The organism is Pseudomonas sp. LAM2023 (assembly GCF_016620375.1).
GTDB classification, from domain to species: Bacteria; Pseudomonadota; Gammaproteobacteria; order Pseudomonadales; family Pseudomonadaceae; genus Aquipseudomonas; species Aquipseudomonas anuradhapurensis.
In genome coordinates this window covers 35,518-61,286 of record NZ_JAENHV010000023.1, presented here as the reverse complement: position 1 = coordinate 61,286, position 25,769 = coordinate 35,518, and the positions used below count along the sequence as shown (strand labels likewise).

The window sequence follows — 25,769 nt, the reverse complement described above, 5'->3', positions numbered from 1 at the left end:
GCATGCCATGGAAACCCCGGCCCGGCCGGGGTTTTTTTTGCTTGCTGCAAACCTGCAGCGCTCATCCGCCTCGGGATGCGGCATCTTCTTCCAGCGGGCTGACCGACAACTGTGCACATTGGCGTTTATCCAGGTTGCAAAAGCGCCATGTCCTGGGCGTTTGCAGCGGTTGGGCCAGTGCCAGCAGGAGTTGCTGTTCCATCAACTGACAAGCATCGGGCCCGGAAAACATGATCGTGACAGGTTCGCCATGTACGGCCTCGCTGAGCTTGCGGGGCGCGCTTGGCGTGCTCTTGGTACCTGGGGTCGGGGGAGTGTCGCTTGCCGTGTTATCCGATGACGGGTTGTAGAACGACTTGTAGTTGAAGTTGAGTGTCAGAAAAAACAATGCTGTCAGAAAGAACGGAAACCCAACCAGGAACCAAGTATAGAGATTCTGGCTGGCTTCGCTGAGAAACGGCAAGGTAGCAAGTGCGGAGGATTCGATGATGCCCGCGAAGATGGCAATGATCGTCAGCGGGGCGACAGGTTGTCTTTCGGGCATGAGGGCTGTCTCCGGCGTTTTCACCCATTGTTGCCTTACTGTGCTGCTCAACTGAAGACTGGACTGTTTCCCCGGCGACGAATCATCGCTGTCCGGTGCGGCGACGAGGATTTTTCAATGGCCCGGGTTGAAACTTCTCAACGGGAAGAGTGGCCTTGAATGGGGTGTTGAAAGACGGGGAATAGTATTTACTTCCTTATTCAGGAAGTTTGTTGTTACAGGCGTAGTAGTTATGTGTAGGAAATTTCTGTAAGTATTGTAGGTTTCATCTGTTCATCTGTTTCTTCGGCAAATCGTCGCGCCATCCCGCGTTCTGTCGGTTATCGTGGCGTGCCAAAGCAGAACAATGAATGGATATCGCATGAATAAAGTGCTCATCGTGGATGATCATCCGGTCATACGCCTGGCCGTGCGCATGCTGATGGAGCGGCATGGTTATGACGTCGTGGCGGAGACCGACAACGGCGTGGCTGCGCTGCAGCTGACTCGCCAGCACCTGCCGGATATCGTGGTGCTGGATATCGGCATCCCGAAACTGGACGGGCTGGAGGTCATCGCCCGCATGACCACCTTCAGCCCTGGCAGCAAAGTGCTGGTACTGACGTCGCAGGCGCCCGGCAATTTCTCGATGCGTTGCATGCAGGCAGGGGCTGCAGGGTATGTGTGCAAGCAGCAGGAGCTCACCGAACTGCTGAGCGCCATCAAGGCCGTGTTGTCGGGCTACAGCTATTTCCCCAACCAGGCCCTGCATGCGTCACGTGGCAAGGGAGGAGGGAGCGAGACGGATATGGTCAACCGCCTCTCGGCACGCGAGATGACGGTGTTGCAACAGCTGGCGAGAGGGCGTTCGAACAAGGAGATTGCCGACAGCATGTTCCTCAGCAACAAGACGGTCAGTACCTACAAATCACGCCTGTTGCTCAAGCTCAATGCACGGTCGCTGGTCGATCTGATCGAGCTGGCGCAGCGTCATGGGCTGAACTGAGCGCCAGGCCGCAAAGCCTCCAGCCCGGAGGCTTTGCCAGCGTTGCAGGCCTTGCGCCTACAGGTCGTAGTCGAAATCGGCCAGCTGTTTCTGCAGGCGCCTTTCTTCCAGCATGTTGTCAATGGTGCGGCGTTTGCTGAGGTTGGTCTTTGCGATTTCCACCGGGGGTTCCGCTTCATCCTCTGCGGCAACAAAATCATCTTCGATCGACAGGTCGTCTTTATCGCTACTCATGAGTCGCTCCAAGCCAAGGGGCCATTGGCCGTCCTTATAACCAGAAAGCAGACTCTGGTAAAAAAGATTTTTTCAATCGCTGCGCGTGGTTTTTGTCTATTGACTCAATCGTTTGAAGTCTTGTGCTTGTACTCGCACAGATCTTCGATGCGGCAGCTGCCGCACCTTGGTTTACGGGCCTGGCACACATAGCGCCCGTGCAGGATCAACCAGTGGTGGGCGTCGAGCAGGTACTCCTTGGGGACGAACTTGATCAGCTTTTTCTCCACTTCCAGCACCGTCTTGCCTGGCGCGATGCCTGTGCGGTTGCTGACCCTGAAGATATGGGTATCCACCGCCATGGTCGGTTGGCGAAACGCGGTGTTCAGCACCACGTTGGCGGTCTTGCGGCCTACGCCAGGCAACGCCTCCAGCGCTTCGCGGGTCTGCGGTACCTGGCCGCCATGGCGCTCGATCAGCAGCCGACAGGCCTCGATGACGTTTTTCGCCTTGCTGTTATACAGGCCGATGGTCTTGATGTACTCGCTCAGGCCTTCGACGCCCAGGGCATGGATGGCTTCGGGGGTGTTGGCGACCGGAAACAGGCGGGCAGTGGCCTTGTTGACGCCCACGTCGGTGGCTTGCGCGGACAGGGTCACGGCGACCAGCAGTTCGAACGGGGTGGAGTAGGCCAGTTCGGTCTTCGGCTCGGGGTTGTCTTCGTGCAGCCTGCGAAAGATCTCCAGGCGTTTGGCGGCATTCATGAAATCAGGGCGTTCCTTGACGACGTGGGTGGGCAGGGCCCGTATGCAGGCGATTGTACAAGGCCCACAGCAGTCCGAGCAGTATCAGGGCGCCGGGGGCCAGGTTGGCCAGGTGCAGGCCGGCAATCTCCGCCAGCCATTGCCGGCTGGCACCGAGCAACAGGCAGCTGGCAAGCAATGCGGCAAGGTACCTGGCAAGCAGACGCCAGCGCCCTTGGATGGGCAGCAAGTGGTCGGTGGCCAGGCATTGCACGCACAGCAACGCGGGGTAGTGGCCGAGGGCGAGTGCCAGCGGTAGCAGCCAGGCACGCAGCGCCAGTTGCAGGCAACTGGCCAGCGCCGCCAGCAACAGCAGGCTGGCCAGCATGAGCGCCCACCCGGCAAGCCTGTGGCGCAGAGGCGCTAGCAGCAACTGGTGCAGGCCGCTCATCAACACCGCGCACACACCGATGGTAGCGCCTTCGCTCAGTGTCCGGGTGGCGCCCAGCAGCGGCACCAGGCTTGTGCCAAGCAGATGGAACCTATTCATCCTGGGTGCCCTCCAGCAGCACGTTGCGCTGCTCGTCGAAATAACCGAGCGCTTCTTGCAGTGCGCTGATCACTGCGCGTGAGGTCACGGTGGCGCCGGCCAACTGGTCGAAGTCGCCCTGGTCACGTTTCAGCGCCCAATGGTCGCCCAGCTGTCGACTGGCAAATTGCCCTAACCAGTTCACCTGTGGGTCCCCCAGGCGTGCTCCCAGCCCGGGGCTTTCCTGTTGTTCGAGTACCTGGCTGCCGATCAGCCGACCGTCTGTGCTGATAGCGACGCTCAGCACGATCGGGCCGGCATAGCCTTGGGTCTGGGTAACCAGAATGATGGCGGCCGGTTTTCCCGCCAGCGTGGCCCGGTAAGCCGCCAGGATGCGGCTGTTTGCTCGCTGTGCGGCGGGCCTGGACAGTGGATTGTCCAGTGGCTGGTTGTCGTAGCTGCCGTCAGGCAACACCGCCAGCCGTTGACGACCTTGCAGCTGTTTCGCTGCATCGGCGATGACCGGACTTGTCCAATGCCGCCAGGCCAGGGTGGCCGACAAGGCCAGTGCTGCAATCACCAGCAACAGTGCTGTATCGCGAACCAGGCGATTCATCGGGCAACCTGCTGGCGCTGCGCCGCCAGGCGCTCAAGGCTCGGCGCCAGGAGGTTCATCAGCAGGATGGCGAACGCCGTGCCATCCGGATAGCTGCCCCAGGTGCGGATCAGGTAGATCAGCAAACCCGCACCCACGCCGAACAGCAGCCTGGCCCACTCATGCCGGGGGCCGGACACCGGTTCGGTGGCGATGAAGAAGGCGGCCATCATGGTCGAGCCGGAAAACAGGTGCAGCAAGGGCGAGCCGTTGGAGTCCGAGCCCGATCCGTTCCAGCCCAGCAGGCTGAAAAGCAGCAGGCCTGCGAGCAAGCCAGCCGGCGCATGCCAGCTGATTACCTTGCGCTGCAGCAGGAACAGGCCGCCGAACAGGAACGCCAGGTTCACCCATTCGCTGCCACGCCCGCCGATGCTGCCAAAGCCCGGGTGGCTGGCGAACAGCTCATCGATGGTCAGGCTGCGATTGTGGCGCAGGCCATCGAGCAGTGTCGGCCGGGCCCAGGCATCGATCTGTTCGCCGCCGGCGAAGACTTGTTGCAGGCTGTCGAGCAGGCCGGGTGCCGGCTCGGGCCAATGGTTCATTTGCAACGGGAAGCTCAGCAGCACGAAGACATAACCGACCATGGCCGGATTGAACAGGTTGCGCCCGACCCCGCCGAAGGCCTGCTTGCCGATACCGATGGCAATGCTGGCGGCGGTCACCGGTAGCCACCAGGGCGCCTGGGTGGGCAGTGCGGCGGCCAACAGTACGGCAGTTACCAGGGCGCTGCCGTCGTTCAGCGCGGGGCTCGGCGCTTGCCCGCGCAACCGCAGCAACAGGGCTTCGCACAGCATTGCGGCACTGGCGCACAGCAACAGGTTCAGCAGCAACCCCCAGCCATGTAGCCATGACAAGACCAGCAAGCCGGGTACGCAGGCCAGCAACACCAGGCCCATGCTGGTGCGCAGCCGCGGGTCGGGCTTGGCGCTCATTGGCTGAACAATCCGTTGAAGCCGGAAAATGCCATGGCCATCACCCCGGCACCGAGCAACTCGATCGGCAGGCCGCGCAGAACGCCAGGGATGTCGGCGTGGCTGCAGCGCTGGCGCAGGTCGGCGAACAAGACCAGCGCCAGCCAGAAGCTGGCGCCGGCCAGCAGCCCTTGCAGCAAGGTGGCGAACCCGGTGTCTTCGTCGCTTGCCTGTTGCAGGGCCAACCCGAGCACCGCCGCGTTGCTCAGTAGTAGCGCGGGCAGTTGCGCCACTGGCCAGGCGGGTTGCCAGCGTGCCAGCAGCCACGGCACACCCCAGGCGAGCAGTGCCAGCCAGGGCAACAGCAGGAACAGCTCAAGACCTTCGCCCAGCAGGGGCATCGCGAGCCTTGCGCCGACCACTCCCAGTGCGATGCATAGCGCGCAGGCAAGGCCATGCACATGCAGGTGCAGCCTGGGGCCCGGCGGTGGTGACAAGCATAGGTGATTGACCAGCGCGGCACTGATCAGGACCAGAAGGTAATCGCTCATGACATGACGATAGCCGGGAATCGCGGCGATTGTCCGGGTTTGGAAGAGAGTGTGGGGCCGCCTTGCGGCCCATTGCGACACAAGACCGCTCCTACAGGGACACGTGATCTTCTGGAGGGGCGGCCCTGGGTCGCGATGGGCTGCGCAGCAGCCCCCCGGCACGTCCGGTTACTTGATGCGCTGGCCTGGCTTGGCGCCGCTGTCCGGGCTCAGCAGGTAGATCTCTTCACCGCCAGGGCCTGCCGCCATGACCATGCCCTCGGAGACGCCGAAGCGCATCTTCCGCGGTTTGAGGTTGGCCACCATCATGGTCAGGCGACCTTCCAGCTTGGACGGGTCAGGGTAGGCCGACTTGATGCCCGAGAACACGTTGCGGCGCTCGTCGCCGATGTCCAGGGTCAGTTGCAGCAGCTTGTCGGCACCCGGTACGGCTTCGGCCTTGACGATAAGGGCTACGCGCAGGTCGACGGCTGCGAAGGTATCGAATTCGATTTCCGCCGACAGTGGGTCCTTGGCCAGCTCGCCGTTGCCGACCGGGGCCTTGGCTTCGGCGGCCAACAGGTCTTCCTTGCTGGCGGCGACCATGGCTTCGACCTTGGCTGGCTCGATGCGGCTCATCAGCGCTTTGAACGGGTTCAGCTGGTGGTTTTCCAGGCGCGACTGGTGGTCGTTCCAGGTCAACGGGGCCACGTTGAGGAAGGCTTCGGCGTCGGCAGCCAGCACTGGCAGCACCGGCTTGAGAAAGATCACCAGTTGGCGGAACAGGTTGATGCCCTGGGCGCAGATGGCCTGCACTTCATCCTGCTTGCCTTCCTGTTTGGCCAGCGACCACGGCGCCTTGTCGGCGATCCAGGCGTTGGCGCGGTCAGCCAGTGCCATGATCTCGCGCATGGCACGGCCGAAGTCGCGGCCTTCATAGGCCTCGGCGATCGACGGGGCGGCCGCCAGGAAGGCTTCGCTCAGCTCGGGTGCGGCATCGCCAGCAACCATCACGCCTGCATTGCCCTTGTGAATGAAACCGGCGCAGCGGCTGGCGATGTTGACCACCTTGCCGACCAGGTCGGAGTTGACCTTCTGCACGAAGTCTTCCAGGTTCAGGTCCAGGTCATCGACGCCACGGCCCAGTTTGGCCGCGTAGTAGTAACGCAGGTATTCGGGCTGCAGGTGGTCGAGGTAGGTGCGGGCCTTGATGAAGGTGCCACGCGACTTGGACATCTTGGCGCCGTTCACGGTCAGGTAGCCGTGGACATTGACCGCAGTCGGCTTGCGGAAGCCGGCGCCTTCGAGCATGGCCGGCCAGAACAGGGCGTGGAAGTTGACGATGTCCTTGCCGATGAAGTGGTACAGCTCGGCCTTGGAGCCCTCGTTCCAGAAGGCATCGAAGTCCAGCTCCGGGCGGCGTGCGCAGAGGTTCTTGAAGCTGGCCATGTAGCCGATCGGTGCATCCAGCCATACGTAAAAGTATTTGCCGGGCTCGCCCGGGATCTCGAAGCCGAAATACGGCGCATCGCGGGAGATGTCCCACTCCTGCAGGCCCGAGTCCAGCCATTCGGCCAGCTTGTTGGCCACCGCATCCTGCAGCGTGCCGCTGCGGGTCCACTGCTGCAGCATGGCCTGGAAGTCCGGCAGCTTGAAGAAGAAGTGCTGGGAATCACGCAGTACCGGGGTGGCACCGGAAATGGCCGACTTGGGGTTCTTCAGTTCGGTGGGCGCATAGGTGGCGCCGCATTTTTCGCAGTTGTCGCCGTACTGGTCTTCGGCGGCGCACTTGGGGCAGGTGCCCTTGATGAACCGGTCGGCGAGGAACATGCCCTTTTCCGGGTCGAAGTACTGGGTCACCGAACGGGTGGCGATGTGCCCGGCTTCACGCAGGCGCGTGTAGATCAGGCTCGACAGCTCGCGGTTCTCTTCGCTGTGGGTGGAGTGGAAGTTGTCGAAGTCCACCAGGAAGTCGGCAAAGTCGCTGCTGTGTTCGGCCTGGACGTTGGCGATCAGTTGCTCCGGGGTGATGCCTTCCTTCTCGGCGCGCAGCATGATGGCCGAACCGTGGGCGTCGTCGGCGCAGACATAGATGCACTGGTTGCCGCGCAGCTTCTGGAAGCGGACCCACATGTCTGTCTGGATGTACTCGAGCATATGGCCAAGGTGGATCGATCCGTTGGCATAGGGCAAGGCGCTGGTGACGAGAATCTGACGTGGCTCGGACATGGTGGCTCGGCTACTTATCTGGCGACGGAGTAAAAATGAGGTTGATCGGCCACTATAAAGGGCTGGCGAAGATATTTCACCCCGCATGCACATCTGCTGACGATTGACGGGTTAGGATAGGCGCCTGTTTTACATTCAGTTTGCCAATGGGAGTCTCCATGAGTGCCGTCACCCGTGCCGCCGTCGAAGGCGTGCTTCGCCAGTACACCGACCCCTATCTGAACCAGGATCCGGTCAGCGCCGGCTGCGTGCGCGCCATCGATATCCAGGGCGGCCAGGTCAGCGTGCAGTTGCAGCTGGGTTATGCCGCAGGGCTGTTCAAGAACGGCTGGGCCCAGGTGCTGCAGACCGCCATCGGCAACCTCGCGGGCGTCAGCAGTGTCCAGGTGTCGATCGATTGCGTGGTCGCCGCGCACAAGGCCCAGGCCCAGGTGCCGGCCATGGCCAACGTCAAGAACATCATCGCCGTGGCCTCGGGCAAGGGCGGGGTGGGCAAGTCGACCACCGCGGCCAACCTGGCCCTGGCCCTGGCCCGCGAAGGTGCTCGGGTGGGTATTCTCGATGCCGATATCTACGGCCCCAGCCAGGGCGTGATGTTCGGTATCGCCGAAGGGACCCGCCCGCAGATCCGTGACCAGAAGTGGTTCGTGCCGATCAAGGCGCATGGCGTGGAAGTGATGTCCATGGCCTTTCTCACCGACGACAACACGCCGATGGTCTGGCGCGGGCCGATGGTTTCCGGTGCGCTGCTGCAACTGGTGACCCAGACTGCCTGGGACGACCTGGACTACCTGGTGATCGACATGCCGCCGGGTACCGGTGATATCCAGCTGACCCTGGCGCAGAAGGTGCCGGTGGCAGGCTCGGTCATCGTCACTACGCCGCAGGACCTGGCCTTGCTGGATGCCAGGAAGGGCGTGGAGATGTTCCGCAAGGTCAACATCCCGGTACTGGGCGTGGTGGAAAACATGGCCGTGCACATCTGCTCGAACTGCGGCCATGCCGAGCACCTGTTCGGTGAAGGCGGTGGCGAAAAGCTGGCGAGCCAGTATGGTGTCGACCTGCTGGCCTCGTTGCCGCTGTCGATGCTTATCCGTGAACAGGCCGACAATGGCAAGCCGACCGCCATCGCCGAGCCGGAAAGCCAGATCGCCATGGTCTATCAGGAGCTGGCGCGCCAGGTCGGGGCGCGGATCGTGCTGCAGGAAGCGGCTGCACCGGCAATGCCGAGCATTACCATCAGCGAGGATTGATGTTGGCTTGAGCCTCGTAGCGCCTGGGAGAGCGAGCGCCGCCCGCGCGGCGCTCGCTCTCCCAGGCGCTACGAGGCTCAACCCATCAGGCATAAAAAAACCCGCCGGAAGGCGGGTTTTTCTGAAAGCTAAAAAGCTCGATCGACTTAGGCGATCTGAACTTCTTCAGCCTGCATGCCTTTCTGGCCGCGGGTAGCGACGAAAGTAACAGCCTGGCCTTCTTTCAGGGTTTTGAAGCCGTCAGCTTGGATGGCTTTGAAGTGCACGAACAGGTCATCGCCCGACTGAGGGGTGATGAAGCCGTAGCCTTTCTCATCGTTGAACCACTTAACAACACCGGATTGACGGTTGGACATTTTTCTGTCTCCTTGGACAATTTGATAACGGTCAGGAAAAACCCTGCCCGGGACTGAGCGCAAAGAGAGCAGAAAATTCAGCGATGGGCCGATCAGGATCGTGCATCAAACTAGAGATTCTCGGTGTCACGTGCAGCACAGTGGCGTCACCTTACCCCACTTTCCGCAACCTGCCAATGGTCAGAAGGCGCTTTAGGCGAATTCGGATCGACGGCGGCGCAAACCCCCGCCCGGCGCGGGATGAGGCATGGAACTTTAACCTGGGCGCGGGGACCGGTAAGATGCGCGTCTGGTTTTTCCCCTCGCAACTCTTCTAGGACATCCCGCCATGAGCATCAAATCGGACAAGTGGATTCGCCGCATGGCGCAGGAACACGGCATGATCGAACCGTTCGTCGAGCGCCAGGTGCGCGGCGAGCAGGACAACCGGGTAATTTCCTTCGGCGTCTCCAGCTACGGCTACGACGTGCGCTGCGCCGACGAATTCAAGGTGTTCACCAACATCAACTCGGCCACCGTCGACCCGAAGAACTTCGATGCCGGTAGTTTCGTCGACATCAAGAGCGACGTCTGCATCATCCCGCCGAACTCCTTCGCCCTGGCGCGCACCGTCGAGTACTTCCGCATTCCGCGTGACGTGCTGACCATCTGCCTGGGCAAGAGCACCTATGCCCGTTGCGGCATCATCGTCAACGTCACCCCGCTCGAACCCGAATGGGAAGGCCACGTGACACTGGAGTTCTCCAACACCACCACGTTGCCGGCCAAGATCTACGCCAACGAAGGGGTGGCGCAGATGCTGTTCCTGCAGTCCGACGAAGAATGTGAAGTGTCGTACAAGGACCGTGGCGGCAAGTACCAGGGCCAGCGCGGCGTCACCCTGCCGCGTACCTGAGCCGACAAGCGCGGGGAATTACCCGCGCCTTTGGCACTCCAACGGGATAATGCCGATGCGCATGATGCGCAGCGGCCTTGTCAGGAGCAGCCAATGAAACTCCATCCCGCAATCAGTGCCAAGCTGGCAGTCCTGCAGCCCAACCATGTGGGGTTGTTGTCCTGGTCACTGCTGGCGCACCCGCTGCCGATGCAGGCGGGGGGCGTGCCCCACCAGCCTGATCCAGATACGCCACAGCCGCCGGAGCCGGGCGAAACACCGCCCATGGAACCGGGCGAGCCGACTCTGCCTGACGAACCGCCTCCGGCGCCTGTCGCCTGAACCGCTAAAGCGCCCAGACGCGCCCTGCACCGGCCAGGTAGACGCGGCTGGTAACCGTAGGCGTAATTTCCCAACCCCCGGTGAACTCGCCGAACGCCGGCAGCAGGCTGACCTGGCCATCGACCATGAAGCACGGCAGGCGCAGGCGCTGTCGCGCCTTGCCGCGCAGGACGAAGACCGGGTGGACATGGCCGGCCAGCACTGGGTGTGTTGGATGAGCATGCGGTTCGTGCTGTAGCGCGAAGGGTTCCAGAAGCCAGGGTTCGTCCAGTACCTCGATGCCAAGAGAAGTGGGTGGATCGCCGGCGCTGCGATCATGATTGCCGCGTATCAGCACGATCTTCACGGTCTTGTGCCGTTCGCGCCAGGTCTGCAGCCTGGCCAGCGTCGCTGGCGCTCGCGCCGCGCGTGCATGCAGGAAGTCGCCCAGAACGATCAGTTGCTCGCAATCATGCGCGGCCAACAGGGCATCCAGGCGGGCCAGCGTCGCGGCAGTGGTACCGCGTGGTACCGGCTGGTGCAGGGCGCGATAGCTTGCCGCCTTGCCGATGTGCACGTCGGCGACCAGCAGGGCGCGGCGTGCCGGCCAGTAGATGGCCTTGTCGGAAAGCAGCCAGAGCTGCTGGCCACAGTGTTCGATGGCCAATAGGTCGGTCATTGAGTATTACTCGCTGCGCTTTCCAGTTCGGCGACCATCCGTGCAATCCGGTCTGCCAGTTTCTCGGTGCTCAAGGTTTCGCGCATGCCCTCCACCAGCAAGGCAAACGCCAACGGCCCCGGCCGTTGCAGCAGCCGCAGGTCGAGCCGCAGGCGCTCCATTTTCAGCAGTTGCCGATGCAGCCGCTCGATCTCCAGTTCCTCATTCAACACTTCGTCTCGCGCCTGGCCCAGCAGCAAGTTGTCGGCGTCATGCTTGCGAAAGACCTCGTAGAACAGGCCACTGGACGCCTGAATCTGTCGCAGGCTTTTCTGCGCTGCCGGATAGCCGCCAAACACCAGCCCGGCAATCTGGGCGATCTCGCGAAAACGCCGCAATGCCATTTCACCCGCGTTGAGGCTGGCCAGCACGTCGTCGAGCAGGTGCTCTGTAGCCAGTGCCTGCGGCAGGTGGATCGCCCAATCCACGTTGCCGGGGCTGAGCAGTTCGAAGCCATAGTCGTTGACAGCGATCGAGACCGACAGCGGCTGCACGCGGCTCACCCGCCAGGCAATCAGGTTGGCCAGGCCAAGGTTGGCCATGCGCCCGGCGAACGGGTACAGAAACAGATGCCAGCCCTGGCGGGATTTGAAGGTTTCGGCCAGCAACGTGGCGGTGGACGGCAGCGCCGACCATTGCGCCTGCAAGGCCAGCAGCGGGCGCGCCACGCGCATTTCCGGGCTCTCGAAACGCCCTTGTGCTGCTGCATCCAGCTGGCCGACCAGAGCCTCGGCCAGTTCGCTGGAGAGCGGCATGCGGCCGCCGTTCCAGCGGGCAACCGCGGCCTTGCGGGCGCTGCTACGGCGCACGTAGGCGGTCATGTTTTCCACGCGTACCAGTTCCAGCACGCGCCCGGCGAACAGCAAGGTATCGCCAGGCCGCAAGCGGGCGATGAAGGCTTCTTCGACGCTGCCCAGCGCTTTGCCCCCACCGCCCTTGCTCCAGTACTTGAGTTGCAGGCTGGCGTCGCTGACGATGGTGCCGATGCTCATGCGGTGGCGGCGTGCCAAGCGTTCGCTGGCGACCCGGTAAATGCCGTCGGCCTGGCGCTCGACCCGCTGGTAGTCGGGGTAGGCGCTGAGCGAGCTGCCGCCATGACAGACGAAGTCCAGCGCCCATTGCCACTGGCTGTCACGCAATTCGCGGAAGGCCCAGGTGCTGCGCACTTCCTCGAGCAACAGTTCGGCGTGAAAACCACTGCCCAGGGCCATGCTGACCAGGTGTTGCACCAGCACGTCCATGCACAGGCGTGGCGAATACCGCGCCTCGATGTGCCCGGCGGCCAGGGCCTGCCTGGCGGCAGCTGCCTCGACCAGTTCCAGGCTGTGGGTGGGCACCAACGTAACCCGCGAGCGCCGCCCTGGCGCGTGGCCGGAGCGCCCGGCCCGCTGCATCAGCCGGGCAATACCCTTGGCCGAGCCAATCTGCAGCACGCGCTCCACTGGCAGAAAGTCCACGCCAAGGTCCAGGCTGGAGGTGCAGACCACCGCTTTCAGGCCGCCCTGCTTGAGGCTGCGCTCCACCCAGTCACGGGTCTCGCGGGCCAGTGAAGCGTGGTGCAGGGCGATCAACCCGGCCCAGTCGGGGCGTGCGTCGAGCAGCGCCTGGTACCACAGTTCGGCCTGTGCCCGGGTGTTGGTGAACACCAGGCAGCTGCTACTGGCGTCGATTTCCTGGCAGACCTGTTCAAGCATCTTCAGGCCCATGTGCCCGGCCCAGGGGAAGCGCTCGATGGCTGCCGGCAGCAGGGTATCGACCAGCAGCGGCTTGTCTTGCCTGCCTTGCACCAGCAGGCCACCCTGCGGCAGCAACACCTCCAGCGCGTGCTGAAGGTTGCCGAGGGTGGCGGACAGGCCCCAGGTCGGCAGGCCAGGGTGCCAGCGGCGCAGGCGGGCCAGGGCCAGTTGCAGTTGTACGCCGCGCTTGTTGCCCAGCAGTTCGTGCCATTCGTCCACCACCACCAGGCGCAGCGTGGCGAAATCGTCGCGGGCCTGTGCGCGGGTCAGCAGCAGGGTCAGGCTTTCGGGGGTGGTGACCAGCACACTGGGCAGGCGTCGCGCTTGGCGGGCACGTTCGGCACTGCCGGTATCGCCGCTGCGCACGCCCACGCTCCAGGGCAGGCCGAGCTCGTCCAGCGGCGCCTGCAAGGCGCGGGCGGTGTCAGCGGCCAGGGCACGCATCGGCGTAACCCACAGCACCTGCAACGGCGCAGCCTGTCGCCCCTGGGCTTCGGCCTTGAAGGCGCGCAGCGCGGCGAGCCATACCGCGTAGGTTTTGCCGGCCCCGGTACTGGCATGCAGCAGGCCGGATTCGCCGCGTGCCACGGCGGCCCAGACACGGCGCTGGAAAGCGAACGGCTTCCAGCCACGCTTGGCGAACCAGGCACTGGCGAGGTCGGTGGCGGCGGGCATCGGGCATGGCGTCCTTGGCGGGCTGTGTTTCTACAGACAACCGGCCAGATGCAATGGTTTTACCTGATCAATTGGCCAGCAGGTAGCCGCTGCGGCATACCTGCTCACCGGCCACATGGGCGATGACCATGCCGGCGGTGGCCATGCGCCGTACGCTGCGCGCATACAGCAGGCCGGGCTGATCGTTGCGCACGGCAGTCACGCGGTCGCTGAGCGGGTCGATGACTTCGGCGATCAGCTGGCCAGCCTCGAGGGTTTGCCCAGGCTTGGCGTGGTACACCAGTAGCCCGCCCAACGGGGCGACCACGGGCTCGACGGCGGCCAGTGGGGTAGCGGGGCTGCGCAACGCGGGCAGGGCGGCGTGGGCGCCTTCGATGACCCCGCTGTAGGTCAGGAAGTCGAGGATCGCCTGGCAGTCCTTGCTGGCCAGGTCATGGCTGACATCGGCCTGCCCGCGCAACTCGACAGTCACCGAGCAGCAGCCCAACGGAATCGGGAAGCGCTTGCCGAAGCGCTGCTGCAACTGCCACCAGACCAGGCTGAAGCACTCATCGAACGACTGCCCGCCCGAGTCGGTGGCCAGCAGGCTGGCCTGCGCGCCCAGATAGCGGGCCAGGGGCTCGATCTGCACCCAGGCGTCCGGGGTGGTGTACAGGTGCTCCACAGCTTCGAAATCGCAATGCAGGTCCAGCACCATGTCGGCATCGCAGGCCAGCCGCTGCAGGATCAGGCGCTGGGCTTGCAGCGGTGTGCGTGCAGGGTGCGCATCCAGGCCACGGCGCAGGTACTCGCGGATCAAGGCGAGATTATGCGCCGGGTCCTGGGTCAGGTGTTCTTCGATCTGATCGCCGATGCTGTCCGACAGGTCGACGAAGTTGCGGTTGAAGTTCTCACCGCTTTGCAGTTCGAAACGCCCCAGCGGTGCGTCCAGCAGCACCTGTTCCAGGCCGACCGGGTTGGCCACGGGTACCAGGATGATCTCGCGCTGCAGGCGGCCTTGCTGTTCCAGTTCAGCCAGGCGGCGCTTGAGATGCCAGGCCACCAGCATGCCCGGCAACTCGTCGGCATGCAGCGAGGCCTGGATATACACCTTGCCGCCACCGCGGGGGCCGAAGTGGAAGCTGTGCAGCTGGCGGGTGATGCCCGGAACGGGGGACAGCAGGTCGTGGGTTGAATGGTGCATGGTCGTCCTGATGGCGTGGCGAAAACGGTCTGCGACACGGGTCGGCACACAGATAGAAGCATAGATTGCGTGACTGCGCCTCATCCGCTATCAGTTGGATCAGCGCGCGGTCTGGTTCGCGGTGCGAATTGTCTCAAGCCAGCAGGGCCTGCAGGGTCGCCAGGTCGTCCGCCTCTTCAACCGGCTTGTCCAGCCGCCAGCGCAGCATCCGCGGAAAGCGCACGGCAATGCCGCTCTTGTGCCTCCGGGACAGGGCGATGCCCTCGAAACCCAACTCGAATACCAGCGTCGGTGCCACGCTGCGTACCGGGCCGAAGGTTTCGACCGTGGTCTTGCGGATGATGGCGTCGACCTTGCGCATCTCTTCGTCGCTGAGCCCTGAATAGGCCTTGGCAAAAGGTACCAGCGCCCGCCCCGGGGTGCCGGCCGGCGCGTCCCACACGGCGAAGGTGTAGTCGCTGTACAGGCTGGCCCGCCGGCCATGGCCGCGCTGGGCATAGATCAGCACGGCATCGACGCTGAACGGGTCGATCTTCCACTTCCACCAGGTGCCCATGTCCTTGGTCCGCCCTACGCCATACAAGGCCTCGCGCTGCTTCAGCATCAAGCCTTCCACCCCCAGGCTGCGTGACTGTTCGCGCTGGCGGGCAAGGTCGGCCCAGTCCGGGCCTTCGAGCAGCGGCGAGAGCAGCACCGGGGCCAATGGCTGTGCCTCGAGCACCCGTTCCAGCTGCCGGCGGCGCGCGTGCTGCGGCCGGCTGCGCCAGTCCTCGCCCTGCCATTCCAGCAGGTCGTAGGCCTGCAGGACCACCGGCGCATCGCTCAGCAGCTTCTTGCCCAAGGTCTTGCGGCCCAGGCGCTGCTGCAACAGGGCAAAAGGCTGTACCGCCAGCTGTTCCGCCGAGCTGCCCGGTTTCCACACCAGGATCTCGCCATCGAGCACGACCCCGTCGGGCAGGGTCTGCGCCAGGCTGTGTAGCTCGGGAAAGCGCTCGGTGACCAGTTCCTCGCCGCGCGACCAGACCCACAGCTGGCCGTCGCGTTTGACCACCTGGGCGCGAATACCGTCCCACTTCCATTCGATCTGCCAGTCGTTTGGCGAGCCGAGCACTGCATCGAACTGTTCGCTCGGCACTTGCAGAGGGTGAGCCAGAAAGAACGGGTAGGGCTGGCCGCCACGCTGGCCATGCTCATCGTCTGATGCCGGGGCGACCAGGCTCTGGTAGCTGGCGGCGGTGGGGCGGTGGCTGATGTCGGTGTAGCCGACCAGGCGCTGGGCCACGCGTTTGGCATCCAGCCCGGCCAGTTGCGCCAGGGCACGGGTGACCAGCAGCTTCGATACGCCAACGCGAAAGCTGCCAGTGATAAGCTTCAGGCACAGCATCAGGCTGGGGCGGTCCAGCTGGGCCCACAATGGCGCCAGGCGTTGCTGAAGCTGATCGACGGGCAGGCCGCGCAATGGCAGCAGATGGTGTTCGACCCAGTGGGCCAAGCCATCGTCGCTCGCGTGATGGCTTTGCGGCACCAGCAGGGAAATGGTCTCGGCCAGGTCGCCAACGGCCTGGTAGCTTTCCTCGAACAGCCAGTCCGGCAGCCCGGCCAACGCAGTGGCCAGTTCGCGCAGCACCCGCGTAGGCACAAGTTGGCGCGGCCGGCCACCGGCCAAGAAGTACACGGCCCAGGCGGCATCCGCAGCTGGGGCGGTGCTGAAGTAGTCACGCAAGGCCTGCAGCTTGGCAACGCTGGAGGTGGTCGCATCCAGCCTCAGGTACAGGTCGGCGAACGCTTTCATGCGTTTGGCCCCGTGGCGACAGCGTCGTCTTCCTCGCCGTATTCGGTCGCGAAGGCGCGGGCATCGAGGCCTTGTTCGTTCAGGTAGCGCACCAGCACATTGACTGACCCGTGGGTGACCATCACCCGTTCCGCGCCGGTCTGGCCGATGGCCCAGAGCAACCCCGGCCAATCGGCATGGTCCGAGAGCACGAAGCCACGGTCCACCCCGCGCCGTCGGCGGGTGCCACGCAACAGCATCCAGCCACTGGCGAAGGCATCGCTGTAGTCGCCGAAACGGCGCATCCAGCTGCTGCCAGCGGCCGAGGGTGGAGCCAGGACCAATGCCTGGCGCAGCAGCGGGTCGTTGCGCGGGATATCACCGGCGTAGCGGGTCTCTGGCAAGTACACGCCAGCTTCCCGATATACCCGGTTGAGCGGCTCGACGGCGCCATGCACCAGGATCGGGCCAATGCTGGCGTCCAGCCCGTGGAGGATCCGCTGGGCCTTGCCGAAGGCGTAGCAGAACAGCACGCTGGCCTTGCCCTGTGCGCAGTTGGCGCGCCACCAGGCATTGATCCCGGAGAAAATTTCGCCTTGGCTGGGCCAGCGGTAGATGGGCAGGCCGAAGGTCGATTCGGTGATGAAGGTGTGGCAGGGCACCGGTTCGAACGGTGCGCAGGTGGCGTCCGGCTCCACCTTGTAGTCACCGGAGGCGACCCAGACCTCGCCCTGGTACTCCAGGCGCACCTGCGCCGAGCCCAGGACATGCCCGGCCGGGTGCAGGCTCAGGGTAACGCCATGGTGCAGCAGGCGTTCGCCGTAGGCCAGGGTCTGCAAATTGATGTCCTGGCCGAGGCGGCTGCGCAGGATGCCGGCGCCAGGGCTGGCGGCCAGGTAATGGCGATTGCCGATGCGGGCGTGGTCGCCGTGGCCATGGGTGATCACAGCTCGGTCCACGGGCCGCCACGGGTCGATATAGAAATCACCGGGCGGGCAGTACAGGCCTTCGGGGCGGGCGATGACGAGGTCCATGGCTCAACGTCTGGGATAGGGCTTGCTAGCTCAGAGTGTCGAGGGCCGCGGCAAGTTCGATGTGTGAGGGCAGCCCTCTCGAGGGCTGCCCGGACCGCGTCAGGAAATAGCGATCTTCCAGCCCGACTTTCTGGCGTCTTCGATACTGATCTTGGCAACGCGGGAGATGTTCAGGCGTTTGCCGTCATGCATCAGGTAGGGAGCGGTACGGAAGTGATCCCATACGGTGTCGGCGCTGCTTGGCCGCAGGTCCTCGGTGTCATAAGTGATTTCCAGCTTGGCCGGTGAAGTGACAGCAGGGGCGCTGGCATCTCCGTCGCTGATCATGCGGTAGTCGGCGATGGCGGTACCTACCCAAAGTTGTGCATTGACGGTAGCGCCAGCTGGAACTTTGAGCGTATCCGGCCAGGAAATTTCAATTTTCAGGGTTTCTGTAGCCATGTTCATCATCCTCTTGATGGAAGTGTGCCGCAGCTGTCGGGGAACAGTGCGGCACCGAGGATGCTAGGTAGCTGGCCGGCTGCGGGTCAGCAGGAAACGGTCCACTAGCGGCCAGGCACCAACGCCAAACGCTGATTGCCATACGCGCGCCCGAAGTTCTGCTGCTGCAGCGGCAGGCTCATGAAGCGCCCCTTGAACCACGCATCCAGCCCGTCGCTGTAGTGTGCGCTGGCCGGGTTGCCGGACTGTCCACTGCTGGTCAGCACCTGCAACGGCTCGGCCTGGCCGAAGTCGACGATCATCCGTGCCGAGGCTGGCAGGCGGGTATCGAAGTCGCTGCCCCAGGCGTAGGGTGTCAAGGCCAGGGTGGTGAAATCACCACCGGCAGCCTGCGACGAGCGGCTGATGGCATCGCCCAGGCCGTGGTAGGCCGGTGCCGGCCAGCGGTACTGGTGCAGCTTGCCCCACTGCCAGGCACGGCGGTCGGCCCCCAGTTGCGTGGTGCCCGCGTCGATGGCGCCAGCCAGGCTGCGCGCCAGGATGGCCGGCTTGTCTTCTTTCTGCGGGGTGTTGCGGTCATCCCAGAGCGGGCTGTCGTCGCGCCCCAGCAGGTGGTCGGCCTGGGCCGAGAACGACAACCGCGCATTGCTGACGAAAGCCTGCCAGGCCGGGCTGGATTCCGGCCCGAGGTCGTCGAGGAAGGTTTGTCGCGCGACTTCCTGGAGGAACAGTTGGTACAGGGCGGCATCGGCCGACACCGGGCTCAGGCGGCCATCGAAGGCCTTGAGCCGGGCCAGCGCGTCGCGGGCCTTGTCACGCTGGGCGGCGGGCAGGGCGTCGATTGCCTGCTGCAGCGGCTGGGCCATGCCAGGGGCGTCGAACACCTGCTTGAGCTTGTCGCCCAGCAGGGTGACCTGGTCGTTCTGCAGGGCCATCAGGCTGCGGCTGTCGTGACGGCCATTGGCGGCCAGCTGCGCCAGGCGTTCGGCCCGCTCGGGGTAGTACCAGGTGCTGGACAGTTGCATGCCATAGCCGCGCGGCAGGCTGCGCTGGTTGGCGTGGCCGATCCAGCCGGCAGGCGGGTCCTGGTCGTAAGGGTGCAGCATCGGGTCGGCAAAGCCGTCCCAGTCGTAGCGGCCGTCCCAGCCCGGCGATGGCAGCAGGCCCTGGCCGTCGCGGCGGTTGGGGTAGCGGCCACTGACTTGCCAGCCGATGTGCTCGGGCTCGGCGAAAACGAAGTTGAGGGCGGCGGCAGTCACTTCACGGGTACTGTCGAAGGCGCGCTCCACGCTCTGCGCCCGGGTCAGGTCGAACAGCGCATCCAGGCTGCGGTCACCCTTGACCTGCGGCAGGTTCAGCGCCAGGCCCAGGCTGGCATTGCCTGGCTGGGCCAGCAGGGTACCGTGGCGGGTGTCATACATCACTTCGCGCAACGGGCGCTGGCCACGGACGAAGAAGGTTTCGCTACGGGCGCGAGCCGGCAGCCATTTGCCGTCGGCCAGGTAGCTCACCTGGCTGCCCTGATGTCGCAGTTGTTCCAGGTACAGGTCCTGGTTGTCGGCCATGACCGCGCTGCTGCTCCAGGCCAGCTTGCCGTTGTAACCGGCCAGCACGATGGGCAGGCCGGGCAACGACAGCCCGGCGACCTGGTACTTGCCGGTGTGGATCTGCACCGGGCTCAGGGCCCAGGCGGCGCGGCTGTCGCTGGCCAGCAGGCTCTTGCCGCTGCGGCTGCGTTGCGGCGCCAGGGCCAGGTTGGCCGAACCGGGGCTGCCCAGCAGGTCGAGGTCGGCGAGCTTCTGGCTGGCGGCGGCCAGGGCTGGCAGGCCAGGCAACTGGCTGGCCAGGTTCAGGCCCTTGAGCTTGTCTACTTCTGCTTCGGCCAATGGCTCGTCCGGGGCGCCGGGCAACAGCCAGGCCAGCTTGTCGCTGCCGGCTTTCTGCGCCAGGACCAGGGCACTCAGTTCTTCCTGCAGGTTCACTGACTGGCTGAAGGCGTACAGGCTGAAGATCAGCGCCGAATCCTCGGGCTTCCAGTATTCGGGACGATAGCCACTGCTGGCCAGGCCGGCCGGCAGCCTGTCGCGGTAGCGGAACAGGTAAGCGTTGACCCCGCGTGCATACACCTCGAAAAAGCGCTTGAGCCGTGGCGATGCTTCGGCGTACTGCTGGGCGGCGCTCTGCTTGAGGTTGGCGGCGCGCATCAGCCGGTCGATGTCCAGCGCGTCGCTGCCGGCCAGTTCGGCCAGGCGGCCCTGCGCCAGCAGGCGCATGGCCACCATCTGTTCGATACGGTCGCCGGCATGCACGTAGCCCAGGCTGAACAGCGCGTCATGGAAGCTGCTGCTTTCGATCAGTGGCGCACCCATGGCATTGCGCCGTACCGAGACGTTCTGCGCCAGGCCCTTGAGCGGCTGCACGCCACTGGCCGGTGGCACGCTGCCCTGGTAGCCGCCCGTCTGGCAGCCGGCCAGCCCGAGCATGCCGAGCAGCGTGGCGGCGGTTACGAACCGCGGGCGGAAGGGGGGGAAGGCGGGGGCGGCCATGACAAGGGCTCCTGCAAGGCGTGGCGGTTTTGGAAAGGCGCTAAGGTAGTAAGCGCGCAGGCGCCATGCAAGGTCCTTGGGCGCTTTATTTGCCAGCGCCGGTACAAACCTTGAAGTGGGTGGCCAAGGCATCGGAAAAATGCGTGCAATTGATGCGTGCATGGCCTTGATAGTCCCGGCTCACGGCGAAGGCCGAGCCCGGCATCAGGAGCACCTTGTGCTGCTCCAGGCGCTGCATGAACGGCTGCAGGTCGGCCAGCTCAGGGTGATAGACCCACAGGAACATACCGCCTTGTGGCTTTACGTCGAACTGCCAGCCACGCGCTCGCAACAATTGCTGGGTTTGCGCCTGCTGGCGGATCATGCGCTGCTGCAGGTCTTTCATGTGCCGGGCATAGGTGCCATCGGACAAGATGGTGTTGACGAAACGTTCGCAAAACGCTGGCACGGCAACGCAGGTCAGCAGTTTCAGACGCGTCAGCGGTTCGATCAGCGAAGCCGAACAGGCGATGTAACCAACGCGCAGTGACGCGGACAGGCACTTGGAGAAACTGCCGATGTAGATGACCCGCTCGAGGTTGTCCAGTTCGGCGAGGGTCTGGCGCATGCCCAGGCTGAAGTCGCCATACACGTCGTCCTCGACCACGAAGAAGTCGTGCTCCGTCGCCAGGCGCAGGATGCCGAAGGCAATGTGCGGGCTGATGTTGCCGCCGGTCGGGTTATGGAAGTTGCTGTTGCAGAAGAACGCCTTGACCTTGTGCCTGGCCAGCTGGGCTTTGATGTCCTCCACGTCCGGCCCGTCCTGGGTACGCCGCACGCCAAGTACCTGGCCACCGGCCAGCTGGATCAGCTTGATCAGGTTGCCATTGCCGGGCTCGTCGACCAACACGTGATCGCCGGGCTTGATCAGCAACCGCGCAACCAGGTCCAGTGCCTGCGTGGCGCCCAGGGTGGTCAGCAACTGGCTGGGGCGGGCTTCGATCCGGGTCAGGCGCTGCAGGTGCATGGACAGTTGCCTGCGCATGGGCAGGTAGCCCTGGATGTCGCCATATTCCGCCAGCGAACTCTGCTCCAGCCGCGCAGTGCGGCGTATCGCCTTGGCCAGCAGCTCGGTGTCACGCCAGGCCGGTGGCAGCCAGCCGCTGCCGAGCTTGGTGTAGTGCCGGCCACTTTGCAGCAGCGTGAACAATGGGTCGTCGGCCATGCCTGCCGGGGGCTCGGCAGGGCCGGTATCTGATGTACCTGGCTGCCGGCTGCTACAGGCGACAAAGTAGCCGCGGCCTGGGATGGCGGTCAGCACACCTTCGCTGACCAGCCGGGCATAGCAGGAGACGACATCGTGATAACTGCAGTCAGCCGCCGCGGTTAGCTTGCGGATAGATGGCATGCGCTGGCCAGGCAGCCACTCGCCGGCTTCGAGGCGCTGTTTCAATTGGTCATGCAGGCTGTTCGGGCGCATGGCGGGTCCGCCGACTGTTAGAAAAAACAGCCTAACAGTTAACCGGAAAGTGCGTCGACTGTTTGCGTTTCAGGGCGCGGCAGCTGCCACCATGCCCCCGCCGGTGCCGTTGCAAGTGCCGGATACGTGACCGTCCACCCACCTGAGCACATGCCATGTCGAGCACACTTCCGCGGCGCACCTACCTGTATTTCACGGCGCAATCGATCAACCTGACGACAGCGGTCATGTCGGTGACCATGGCTGCCACTGTCGGGGCGGCGCTGGCGCCTGCCAGCACCTGGTCCACTGTGCCTTACGGTTTTCAGTTCCTGTGCATGATGCTGGCCACTTACCCGGTCTCCAGGCTGATGGGCCGTATTGGCCGCAAGCGGGCATTCATGCTGGGCTCGATACCTTTGGCCGTGTCCGGCATTACCGGCTACCTGGCGGTGCAGCAACAGCACTTCGCGACCCTGGTGATCAGCCACTCGGCGTTGGGTATCTACATTGCGTTCGCCAACTTCAACCGCTTTGCCGCTACCGACAACCTGGCACAGAGCCTGAAACCCAAAGCGCTTTCCCTGGTTGTGGCCGGCGGTGTGATGGCTGCCGTGGTTGGGCCGGCACTCACCGAGTGGCTCCGCGACGTTGGCGGCTACCCGCTGTTTTCGCTGTGTTACGCCGCTTTTGTCGGCCTGGCGGCGATGTCCTTGCTGATTGCCGCCTGCCTGCCCGGCGAGGCCACAGGGGCGATCCGGGTGCCAGCGAGAAACGCGTCTGCTGCAACCAGCGAACCGCTCAGCCCGGTGCTGGTCGTGGCCATGGCCGTGGCCGCGCTGGGTTACGGGGTCATGAACTTGCTGATGATCCAGGCTTCCATGCACATGAAACACCTGCATGAGGATTTCTCCGACGTGCGCCTGGCGATTCAATGGCATGTGATCGCCATGTTCGCCCCGTCGTTCTTCACCGGCGCCATCATCCACAAGCTCGGGATCAGGGCCACCCTCTGCGCCGGCCTGGGCCTGTTGATCGGTTGCACGGCCATGAACCTGTGGTCGCACAGTTACGCGATGATGACCTTGTCGTTGATAGCCCTTGGCCTTGGCTGGAACCTGACCTACGTGGGCGGCGGGGCGCTGCTGGCGCAAACGCTGCAGCACAGCCCGTCGGCCATGCACATGCAAGGGAAGAACGACCTGGCCATCGCCCTGTGCGCCACCGTTGGCGCATTCAGCCCGTCGCTGTTGCTGGGCTCGGTCGGCTGGAAGGGTACCAATGCCATCTGCATGGCACTGTGCATCGTGCTGCTTCTGGCCTGTGGCCATGCACTGCGCGGCCCGCTGGCGGGGCGCGCACGTGCTGTTCAGGTCAGGCGCCGTGGCACTTCTTGAACTTTTTCTGGCTACCGCACGGGCATGGGTCGTTACGGCCAACGTCCTTCAGGGCATTGCGTACCGGCTCCTGGTGGCCGTGGTTGCAGTGTGGGCCGTGAACGTGGCCATGATCGTGGTGGTGATCATGATCGTGGTTGCAGTCAGGGCCATGAACATGGGGTTGCTGGGACATTGCAGGGTTACTCCGGGTGGTAATCGCCGGGGATTATCTCACCACTGCGCGACAAGTGCAGGTCCCGATGCATGAGCAAGCCGGTCGCCAGTTCGCCCTGCAGGCTGTAGTGCAGCGGCTCACCGCTCTTGAGCAGCTTGGCCAGTGGTTTCAGGTGCTGCCACAGGTTGGTTCGCGCGGTGATCTTGAAGGTACGCCGGGCATGCCCGCCGACACTGCGCCACAGGCTGGTTTCGTCCTGCACCAGCAGCAGGTCGTTGAGGCGTATGGCATAGGACAGGTTGCGGATGAACAGGCGGCTGTCATTCGGGTTGACGACCTGCAGGTGCAGCACGAACTCCTGTTCCAGCAACCTGGCCTTGACCGTCTCGACCTCGACCAGGTGCACCTCGGGTTCGCGCCAGTCATCGCCGCCCCAGCTGCTGCAGCCCGCCAGCAGGGCCAGGCAGGCGAGCAGCGGAGCGAGCAGCAGGCGGGCGGGGGCGATCATCTCAGCTACCTACGTAGCTGGCGCAGCATTTCTTGAACTTCTGGCCGCTGGCGCAGGGGCAGGGGTCGTTGCGCCCGGCCTTGAGCCCGACCGTCGGGTCGATGAAATACCAATGCCCGGCATGCTGGACGAAGGCCGAGCGTTCGCGGTGTTGGTGATCGCCATCCTGGTCGTGCCAGCGTGCGGTGAAGGTCACAAAGGCATGTTCAGGCTGGCCGCCCAGCACTTCTGCCGCTTCCACCTCCAGGCCCAGCCAGGTGCTCTGGGCACTCCAGGCGGCCATGGCGGCACGGTCCAGGCCGGCTTGCTGGGCCGGCAGGGTGGTGGCCACCAGGTAGTCGACCAGGCCCAGCACATAGGCACTGTAACGTGAGCGCATCAGCGCCTGGGCATCCGGCGCCGGGGTGCCGGCATGGTAGTGCCCGCAGCAGGCGTCGAGCAGGTTGCCACTGCCGCAAGGGCAGACCGAGACACTCATCATCACCACCAGTACTTGCCAAAGTTTTCCGGGTTGGCCCAGAACTTGGCATTGAGCCAGTCCGGTACCTGCTTGTAGTCATGTAGATCATAGGTGAACAGGCTCAGGACCTGCTCGTCCCGGCAGAATTTCTCGCTGGCCGAGAGGGCCAGGGCAAAAAAGTCGGTGTCCTGCCAGCCGCAGGCGGCCAGGTCGGCCAGCACTGCAACCCGGCTGGCATTGAGGTTGCGCACCCCGCCGAGCAGTTCCAGGCCGGTGCGCTTGGGCAGATGCTCCAGGCAGTCCACCAGTAGCGCCAGGTCAAAGCGCTGCGCCGCCAGTTCGGCCGGCAGCGGGCCGGGGGCTGCGGTGGCGATGGTCACTTGCGGGTGGGCCTGGGCGAAGGCGTCCAGTGCCGGAAAGCGCGTGCCCACCAGCAGCAGGCGTTGCGGGGTGAAACGATCGAGCAGGGCAGCCAGGGCCTGCTGCGGGGTGCGCTGGGAAAAGCGGTCGTTCATTGCAAGTCCTCTTCAAGTCGTCCAAGACTAGCGGGCCACAGCGTATGGGCAAAGAGGCATGTGACCGCGTCGTGGCTTATTGCTGGCAGGGATGGCATGCGCGGTCTTTACTCCGAGAGATCGGCCTTATGCCGATTCCCCCTAGGAGAAGCAAAGAAATGAGCATAGTACGCACAGCGATACCCCTGGTCCTGCTCACCAGTGTGTTGACTGGTTGTGCAGGTTTGCAAAAGACCGACTGGCCGAAATGTGCTGCCGTCGGGGGTGTAGGCGGCGCTGCCTTGGGCGCCATCGAGAGTTCCAGCTGGGCTGGCTGGGGTGCCTTGGTGGGCGGTAGCCTGGCGGCAGGCTACTGCTGGGCCCATGGCGATGGCGACGAGGACGGCGACGGCGTGCCGGACAGCCGTGACAAGTGCCCCGGCACCCCGCGCGGCGTGCAGGTGGATGCCAACGGTTGCCCGCCTGAGCCGGCACCGGTGGTCGAGGAAGTGGTGGTGCAGAAGGAAGAAGTCATCGTCATCCGCGATGTGCACTTCGAATTCGATTCTGCGCGCCTGACCGCCAGCGACAAGGAGCGCCTCAACACCGTTGCCACCCGGCTCAAGCAGGAAGCACCGTCCGCCCGTCTGAGCGTCAGCGGTCACACCGACAGCGTCGGCTCCGACCAATACAACCAGAAGCTGTCCGAGCGGCGGGCCCACGCGGTGACCGATTATCTGGTCGAGAGCGGTGTGCCGCGCAGCAGCTTCGTGTCGGTGGTCGGTGCCGGTGAAACCCAGCCGGTGGCAGACAACGCCACGGCCGAGGGGCGTGCCATGAACCGCCGTACCGAAATCAAGATCCAGCGTTAGAGCGCCTGCGCCCGTGCCTTGAGCAGTGGCACGGGCGCGTCCCGCGGCGACAGCCGCTCGTGGCCAGCGGCACCGTCAGTGGCACGCCTGCAAGCGACGGATGGCGCGGCCTCTCCACCAAGCGGCGCTGGCGCCTGCCTTGGCATTGCAGTTAATGTGGTTCGCACGGCCCGCTCGAACGGGCGTCTCGACATAA

At 64.3% G+C, this 25,769-nt stretch carries 27 protein-coding genes; 6 read left to right on the top strand and 21 right to left on the bottom strand.

What is annotated here, in order from left to right; genetic code table 11:
• Window positions 1–61: 61 nt before the first annotated feature.
• Window positions 62–544 (bottom strand): hypothetical protein, encoded by a 483-nt coding sequence (locus JKP78_RS13230; protein ID WP_186685113.1) that lies wholly within the window; start codon window positions 542–544, stop codon window positions 62–64.
• Window positions 545–905: 361 nt separating this feature from the next.
• Between JKP78_RS13230 and JKP78_RS13225 the strand changes: the two genes are divergently transcribed.
• On the top strand, window positions 906–1,529 hold the full coding sequence (locus JKP78_RS13225; protein ID WP_186685111.1) for a response regulator transcription factor: 624 nt from the start codon (window positions 906–908) through the stop codon (window positions 1,527–1,529).
• A gap of 57 nt (window positions 1,530–1,586) precedes the next feature.
• On the opposite strand, the gene JKP78_RS13220 is transcribed toward JKP78_RS13225, so the two are convergent.
• From JKP78_RS13220 to metG, 7 genes are all read right to left on the bottom strand, one after another.
• Window positions 1,587–1,763, bottom strand: a complete 177-nt coding sequence (locus JKP78_RS13220; RefSeq protein WP_170031908.1) for a PA3496 family putative envelope integrity protein — start codon at window positions 1,761–1,763, stop codon at window positions 1,587–1,589.
• 104 nt (window positions 1,764–1,867) lie between these two features.
• Complete coding sequence (nth, locus tag JKP78_RS13215) at window positions 1,868–2,506, bottom strand: endonuclease III (protein ID WP_186685109.1); 639 nt, start codon at window positions 2,504–2,506, stop codon at window positions 1,868–1,870.
• Window positions 2,507–2,510: 4 nt separating this feature from the next.
• Window positions 2,511–3,035 carry an Rnf-Nqr domain containing protein gene (locus tag JKP78_RS13210; protein ID WP_186685107.1) on the bottom strand — a complete coding sequence of 175 codons (525 nt, stop codon included), beginning with the start codon at window positions 3,033–3,035 and terminating at the stop codon, window positions 2,511–2,513.
• Window positions 3,028–3,630, bottom strand: coding sequence for an RnfABCDGE type electron transport complex subunit G (locus tag JKP78_RS13205; RefSeq protein WP_186685105.1), 603 nt, complete (start codon window positions 3,628–3,630; stop codon window positions 3,028–3,030). The genes JKP78_RS13210 and JKP78_RS13205 overlap by 8 nt, the downstream gene beginning before the upstream one ends.
• Window positions 3,627–4,601, bottom strand: coding sequence for an RnfABCDGE type electron transport complex subunit D (locus JKP78_RS13200; protein ID WP_186685103.1), 975 nt, complete (start codon window positions 4,599–4,601; stop codon window positions 3,627–3,629). Before JKP78_RS13200 ends, JKP78_RS13205 begins: the two co-directional genes overlap by 4 nt.
• Window positions 4,598–5,131: an Rnf-Nqr domain containing protein gene (locus JKP78_RS13195; RefSeq protein WP_186685101.1), complete on the bottom strand. Its 534-nt coding sequence runs from the start codon at window positions 5,129–5,131 to the stop codon at window positions 4,598–4,600. The genes JKP78_RS13200 and JKP78_RS13195 overlap by 4 nt, the downstream gene beginning before the upstream one ends.
• A 168-nt stretch (window positions 5,132–5,299) precedes the next feature.
• Entirely contained in the window at window positions 5,300–7,339 is a 2,040-nt protein-coding gene (metG, locus tag JKP78_RS13190; RefSeq protein WP_170031891.1) for a methionine--tRNA ligase, read from the bottom strand.
• A 158-nt stretch (window positions 7,340–7,497) separates the two neighbouring features.
• On the opposite strand from metG, the gene apbC reads away from it, so the two are divergent.
• On the top strand, window positions 7,498–8,592 hold the full coding sequence (apbC, locus tag JKP78_RS13185; RefSeq protein ID WP_186685099.1) for an iron-sulfur cluster carrier protein ApbC: 1,095 nt from the start codon (window positions 7,498–7,500) through the stop codon (window positions 8,590–8,592).
• A gap of 146 nt (window positions 8,593–8,738) precedes the next feature.
• Here apbC and JKP78_RS13180 read toward each other — a convergent pair whose 3' ends face one another.
• The gene (locus JKP78_RS13180; RefSeq protein ID WP_003254922.1) at window positions 8,739–8,948 is read right to left on the bottom strand and encodes a cold-shock protein; all 210 of its coding nucleotides are present in this window, start codon (window positions 8,946–8,948) and stop codon (window positions 8,739–8,741) included.
• Window positions 8,949–9,276: 328 nt separating this feature from the next.
• Here JKP78_RS13180 and dcd point away from each other — a divergent pair, with 328 nt between their 5' ends.
• The gene (gene dcd / locus JKP78_RS13175; protein ID WP_003254920.1) at window positions 9,277–9,843 is read left to right on the top strand and encodes a dCTP deaminase; all 567 of its coding nucleotides are present in this window, start codon (window positions 9,277–9,279) and stop codon (window positions 9,841–9,843) included.
• A 93-nt stretch (window positions 9,844–9,936) separates the two neighbouring features.
• On the top strand, window positions 9,937–10,164 hold the full coding sequence (locus tag JKP78_RS13170) for a hypothetical protein (RefSeq protein WP_186677747.1): 228 nt from the start codon (window positions 9,937–9,939) through the stop codon (window positions 10,162–10,164).
• Between the two features lie 4 nt (window positions 10,165–10,168).
• Here JKP78_RS13170 and pdeM read toward each other — a convergent pair whose 3' ends face one another.
• The 8 genes from pdeM to JKP78_RS13130 all read right to left on the bottom strand — a co-directional run bounded on the left by pdeM (window position 10,169) and on the right by JKP78_RS13130 (window position 21,706).
• Complete coding sequence (pdeM, locus tag JKP78_RS13165; RefSeq protein WP_186685097.1) at window positions 10,169–10,822, bottom strand: ligase-associated DNA damage response endonuclease PdeM; 654 nt, start codon at window positions 10,820–10,822, stop codon at window positions 10,169–10,171.
• Window positions 10,819–13,272, bottom strand: coding sequence for a ligase-associated DNA damage response DEXH box helicase (locus tag JKP78_RS13160; RefSeq protein ID WP_200626790.1), 2,454 nt, complete (start codon window positions 13,270–13,272; stop codon window positions 10,819–10,821). Before JKP78_RS13160 ends, pdeM begins: the two co-directional genes overlap by 4 nt.
• Before the next feature lie 67 nt (window positions 13,273–13,339).
• Window positions 13,340–14,455: a succinylglutamate desuccinylase/aspartoacylase family protein gene (locus tag JKP78_RS13155; protein ID WP_170031876.1), complete on the bottom strand. Its 1,116-nt coding sequence runs from the start codon at window positions 14,453–14,455 to the stop codon at window positions 13,340–13,342.
• A gap of 133 nt (window positions 14,456–14,588) precedes the next feature.
• Window positions 14,589–16,247, bottom strand: coding sequence for an ATP-dependent DNA ligase (locus JKP78_RS13150; RefSeq protein WP_186685094.1), 1,659 nt, complete (start codon window positions 16,245–16,247; stop codon window positions 14,589–14,591).
• On the bottom strand, window positions 16,244–17,260 hold the full coding sequence (locus tag JKP78_RS13145; protein WP_186685093.1) for a ligase-associated DNA damage response exonuclease: 1,017 nt from the start codon (window positions 17,258–17,260) through the stop codon (window positions 16,244–16,246). The genes JKP78_RS13150 and JKP78_RS13145 overlap by 4 nt, the downstream gene beginning before the upstream one ends.
• 99 nt (window positions 17,261–17,359) lie before the next feature.
• Complete coding sequence (locus JKP78_RS13140) at window positions 17,360–17,701, bottom strand: hypothetical protein (RefSeq protein ID WP_186685092.1); 342 nt, start codon at window positions 17,699–17,701, stop codon at window positions 17,360–17,362.
• Between the two features lie 104 nt (window positions 17,702–17,805).
• Window positions 17,806–20,247, bottom strand: a complete 2,442-nt coding sequence (locus tag JKP78_RS13135; RefSeq protein ID WP_200626789.1) for a penicillin acylase family protein — start codon at window positions 20,245–20,247, stop codon at window positions 17,806–17,808.
• Window positions 20,248–20,332: 85 nt separating this feature from the next.
• Window positions 20,333–21,706 carry an aminotransferase-like domain-containing protein gene (locus JKP78_RS13130; RefSeq protein WP_200626788.1) on the bottom strand — a complete coding sequence of 458 codons (1,374 nt, stop codon included), beginning with the start codon at window positions 21,704–21,706 and terminating at the stop codon, window positions 20,333–20,335.
• Window positions 21,707–21,861: 155 nt separating this feature from the next.
• Here JKP78_RS13130 and JKP78_RS13125 point away from each other — a divergent pair, with 155 nt between their 5' ends.
• On the top strand, window positions 21,862–23,082 hold the full coding sequence (locus JKP78_RS13125) for an MFS transporter (protein ID WP_234454610.1): 1,221 nt from the start codon (window positions 21,862–21,864) through the stop codon (window positions 23,080–23,082).
• On the opposite strand, the gene JKP78_RS13120 is transcribed toward JKP78_RS13125, so the two are convergent.
• Genes JKP78_RS13120 through JKP78_RS13105 form a run of 4 tightly spaced genes read right to left on the bottom strand, consistent with a single transcriptional unit; the run spans window position 23,060 to window position 24,722 of the window.
• Window positions 23,060–23,257: an SEC-C metal-binding domain-containing protein gene (locus tag JKP78_RS13120; protein ID WP_003258907.1), complete on the bottom strand. Its 198-nt coding sequence runs from the start codon at window positions 23,255–23,257 to the stop codon at window positions 23,060–23,062. The two genes, JKP78_RS13125 and JKP78_RS13120, sit on opposite strands and share 23 nt — an antisense overlap.
• 7 nt (window positions 23,258–23,264) lie before the next feature.
• A complete protein-coding gene (locus JKP78_RS13115; RefSeq protein ID WP_186685089.1) occupies window positions 23,265–23,747 on the bottom strand; it encodes an LEA type 2 family protein in 483 nt (160 codons plus the stop codon).
• A 1-nt stretch (window position 23,748) separates the two neighbouring features.
• A complete protein-coding gene (locus JKP78_RS13110) occupies window positions 23,749–24,225 on the bottom strand; it encodes a YchJ family protein (protein ID WP_170031859.1) in 477 nt (158 codons plus the stop codon).
• 2 nt (window positions 24,226–24,227) lie between these two features.
• The gene (locus JKP78_RS13105; RefSeq protein WP_186685086.1) at window positions 24,228–24,722 is read right to left on the bottom strand and encodes a DUF6231 family protein; all 495 of its coding nucleotides are present in this window, start codon (window positions 24,720–24,722) and stop codon (window positions 24,228–24,230) included.
• Between the two features lie 158 nt (window positions 24,723–24,880).
• Here JKP78_RS13105 and JKP78_RS13100 point away from each other — a divergent pair, with 158 nt between their 5' ends.
• A complete protein-coding gene (locus JKP78_RS13100) occupies window positions 24,881–25,573 on the top strand; it encodes an OmpA family protein (protein WP_186685084.1) in 693 nt (230 codons plus the stop codon).
• Window positions 25,574–25,769 lie beyond the last annotated feature (196 nt).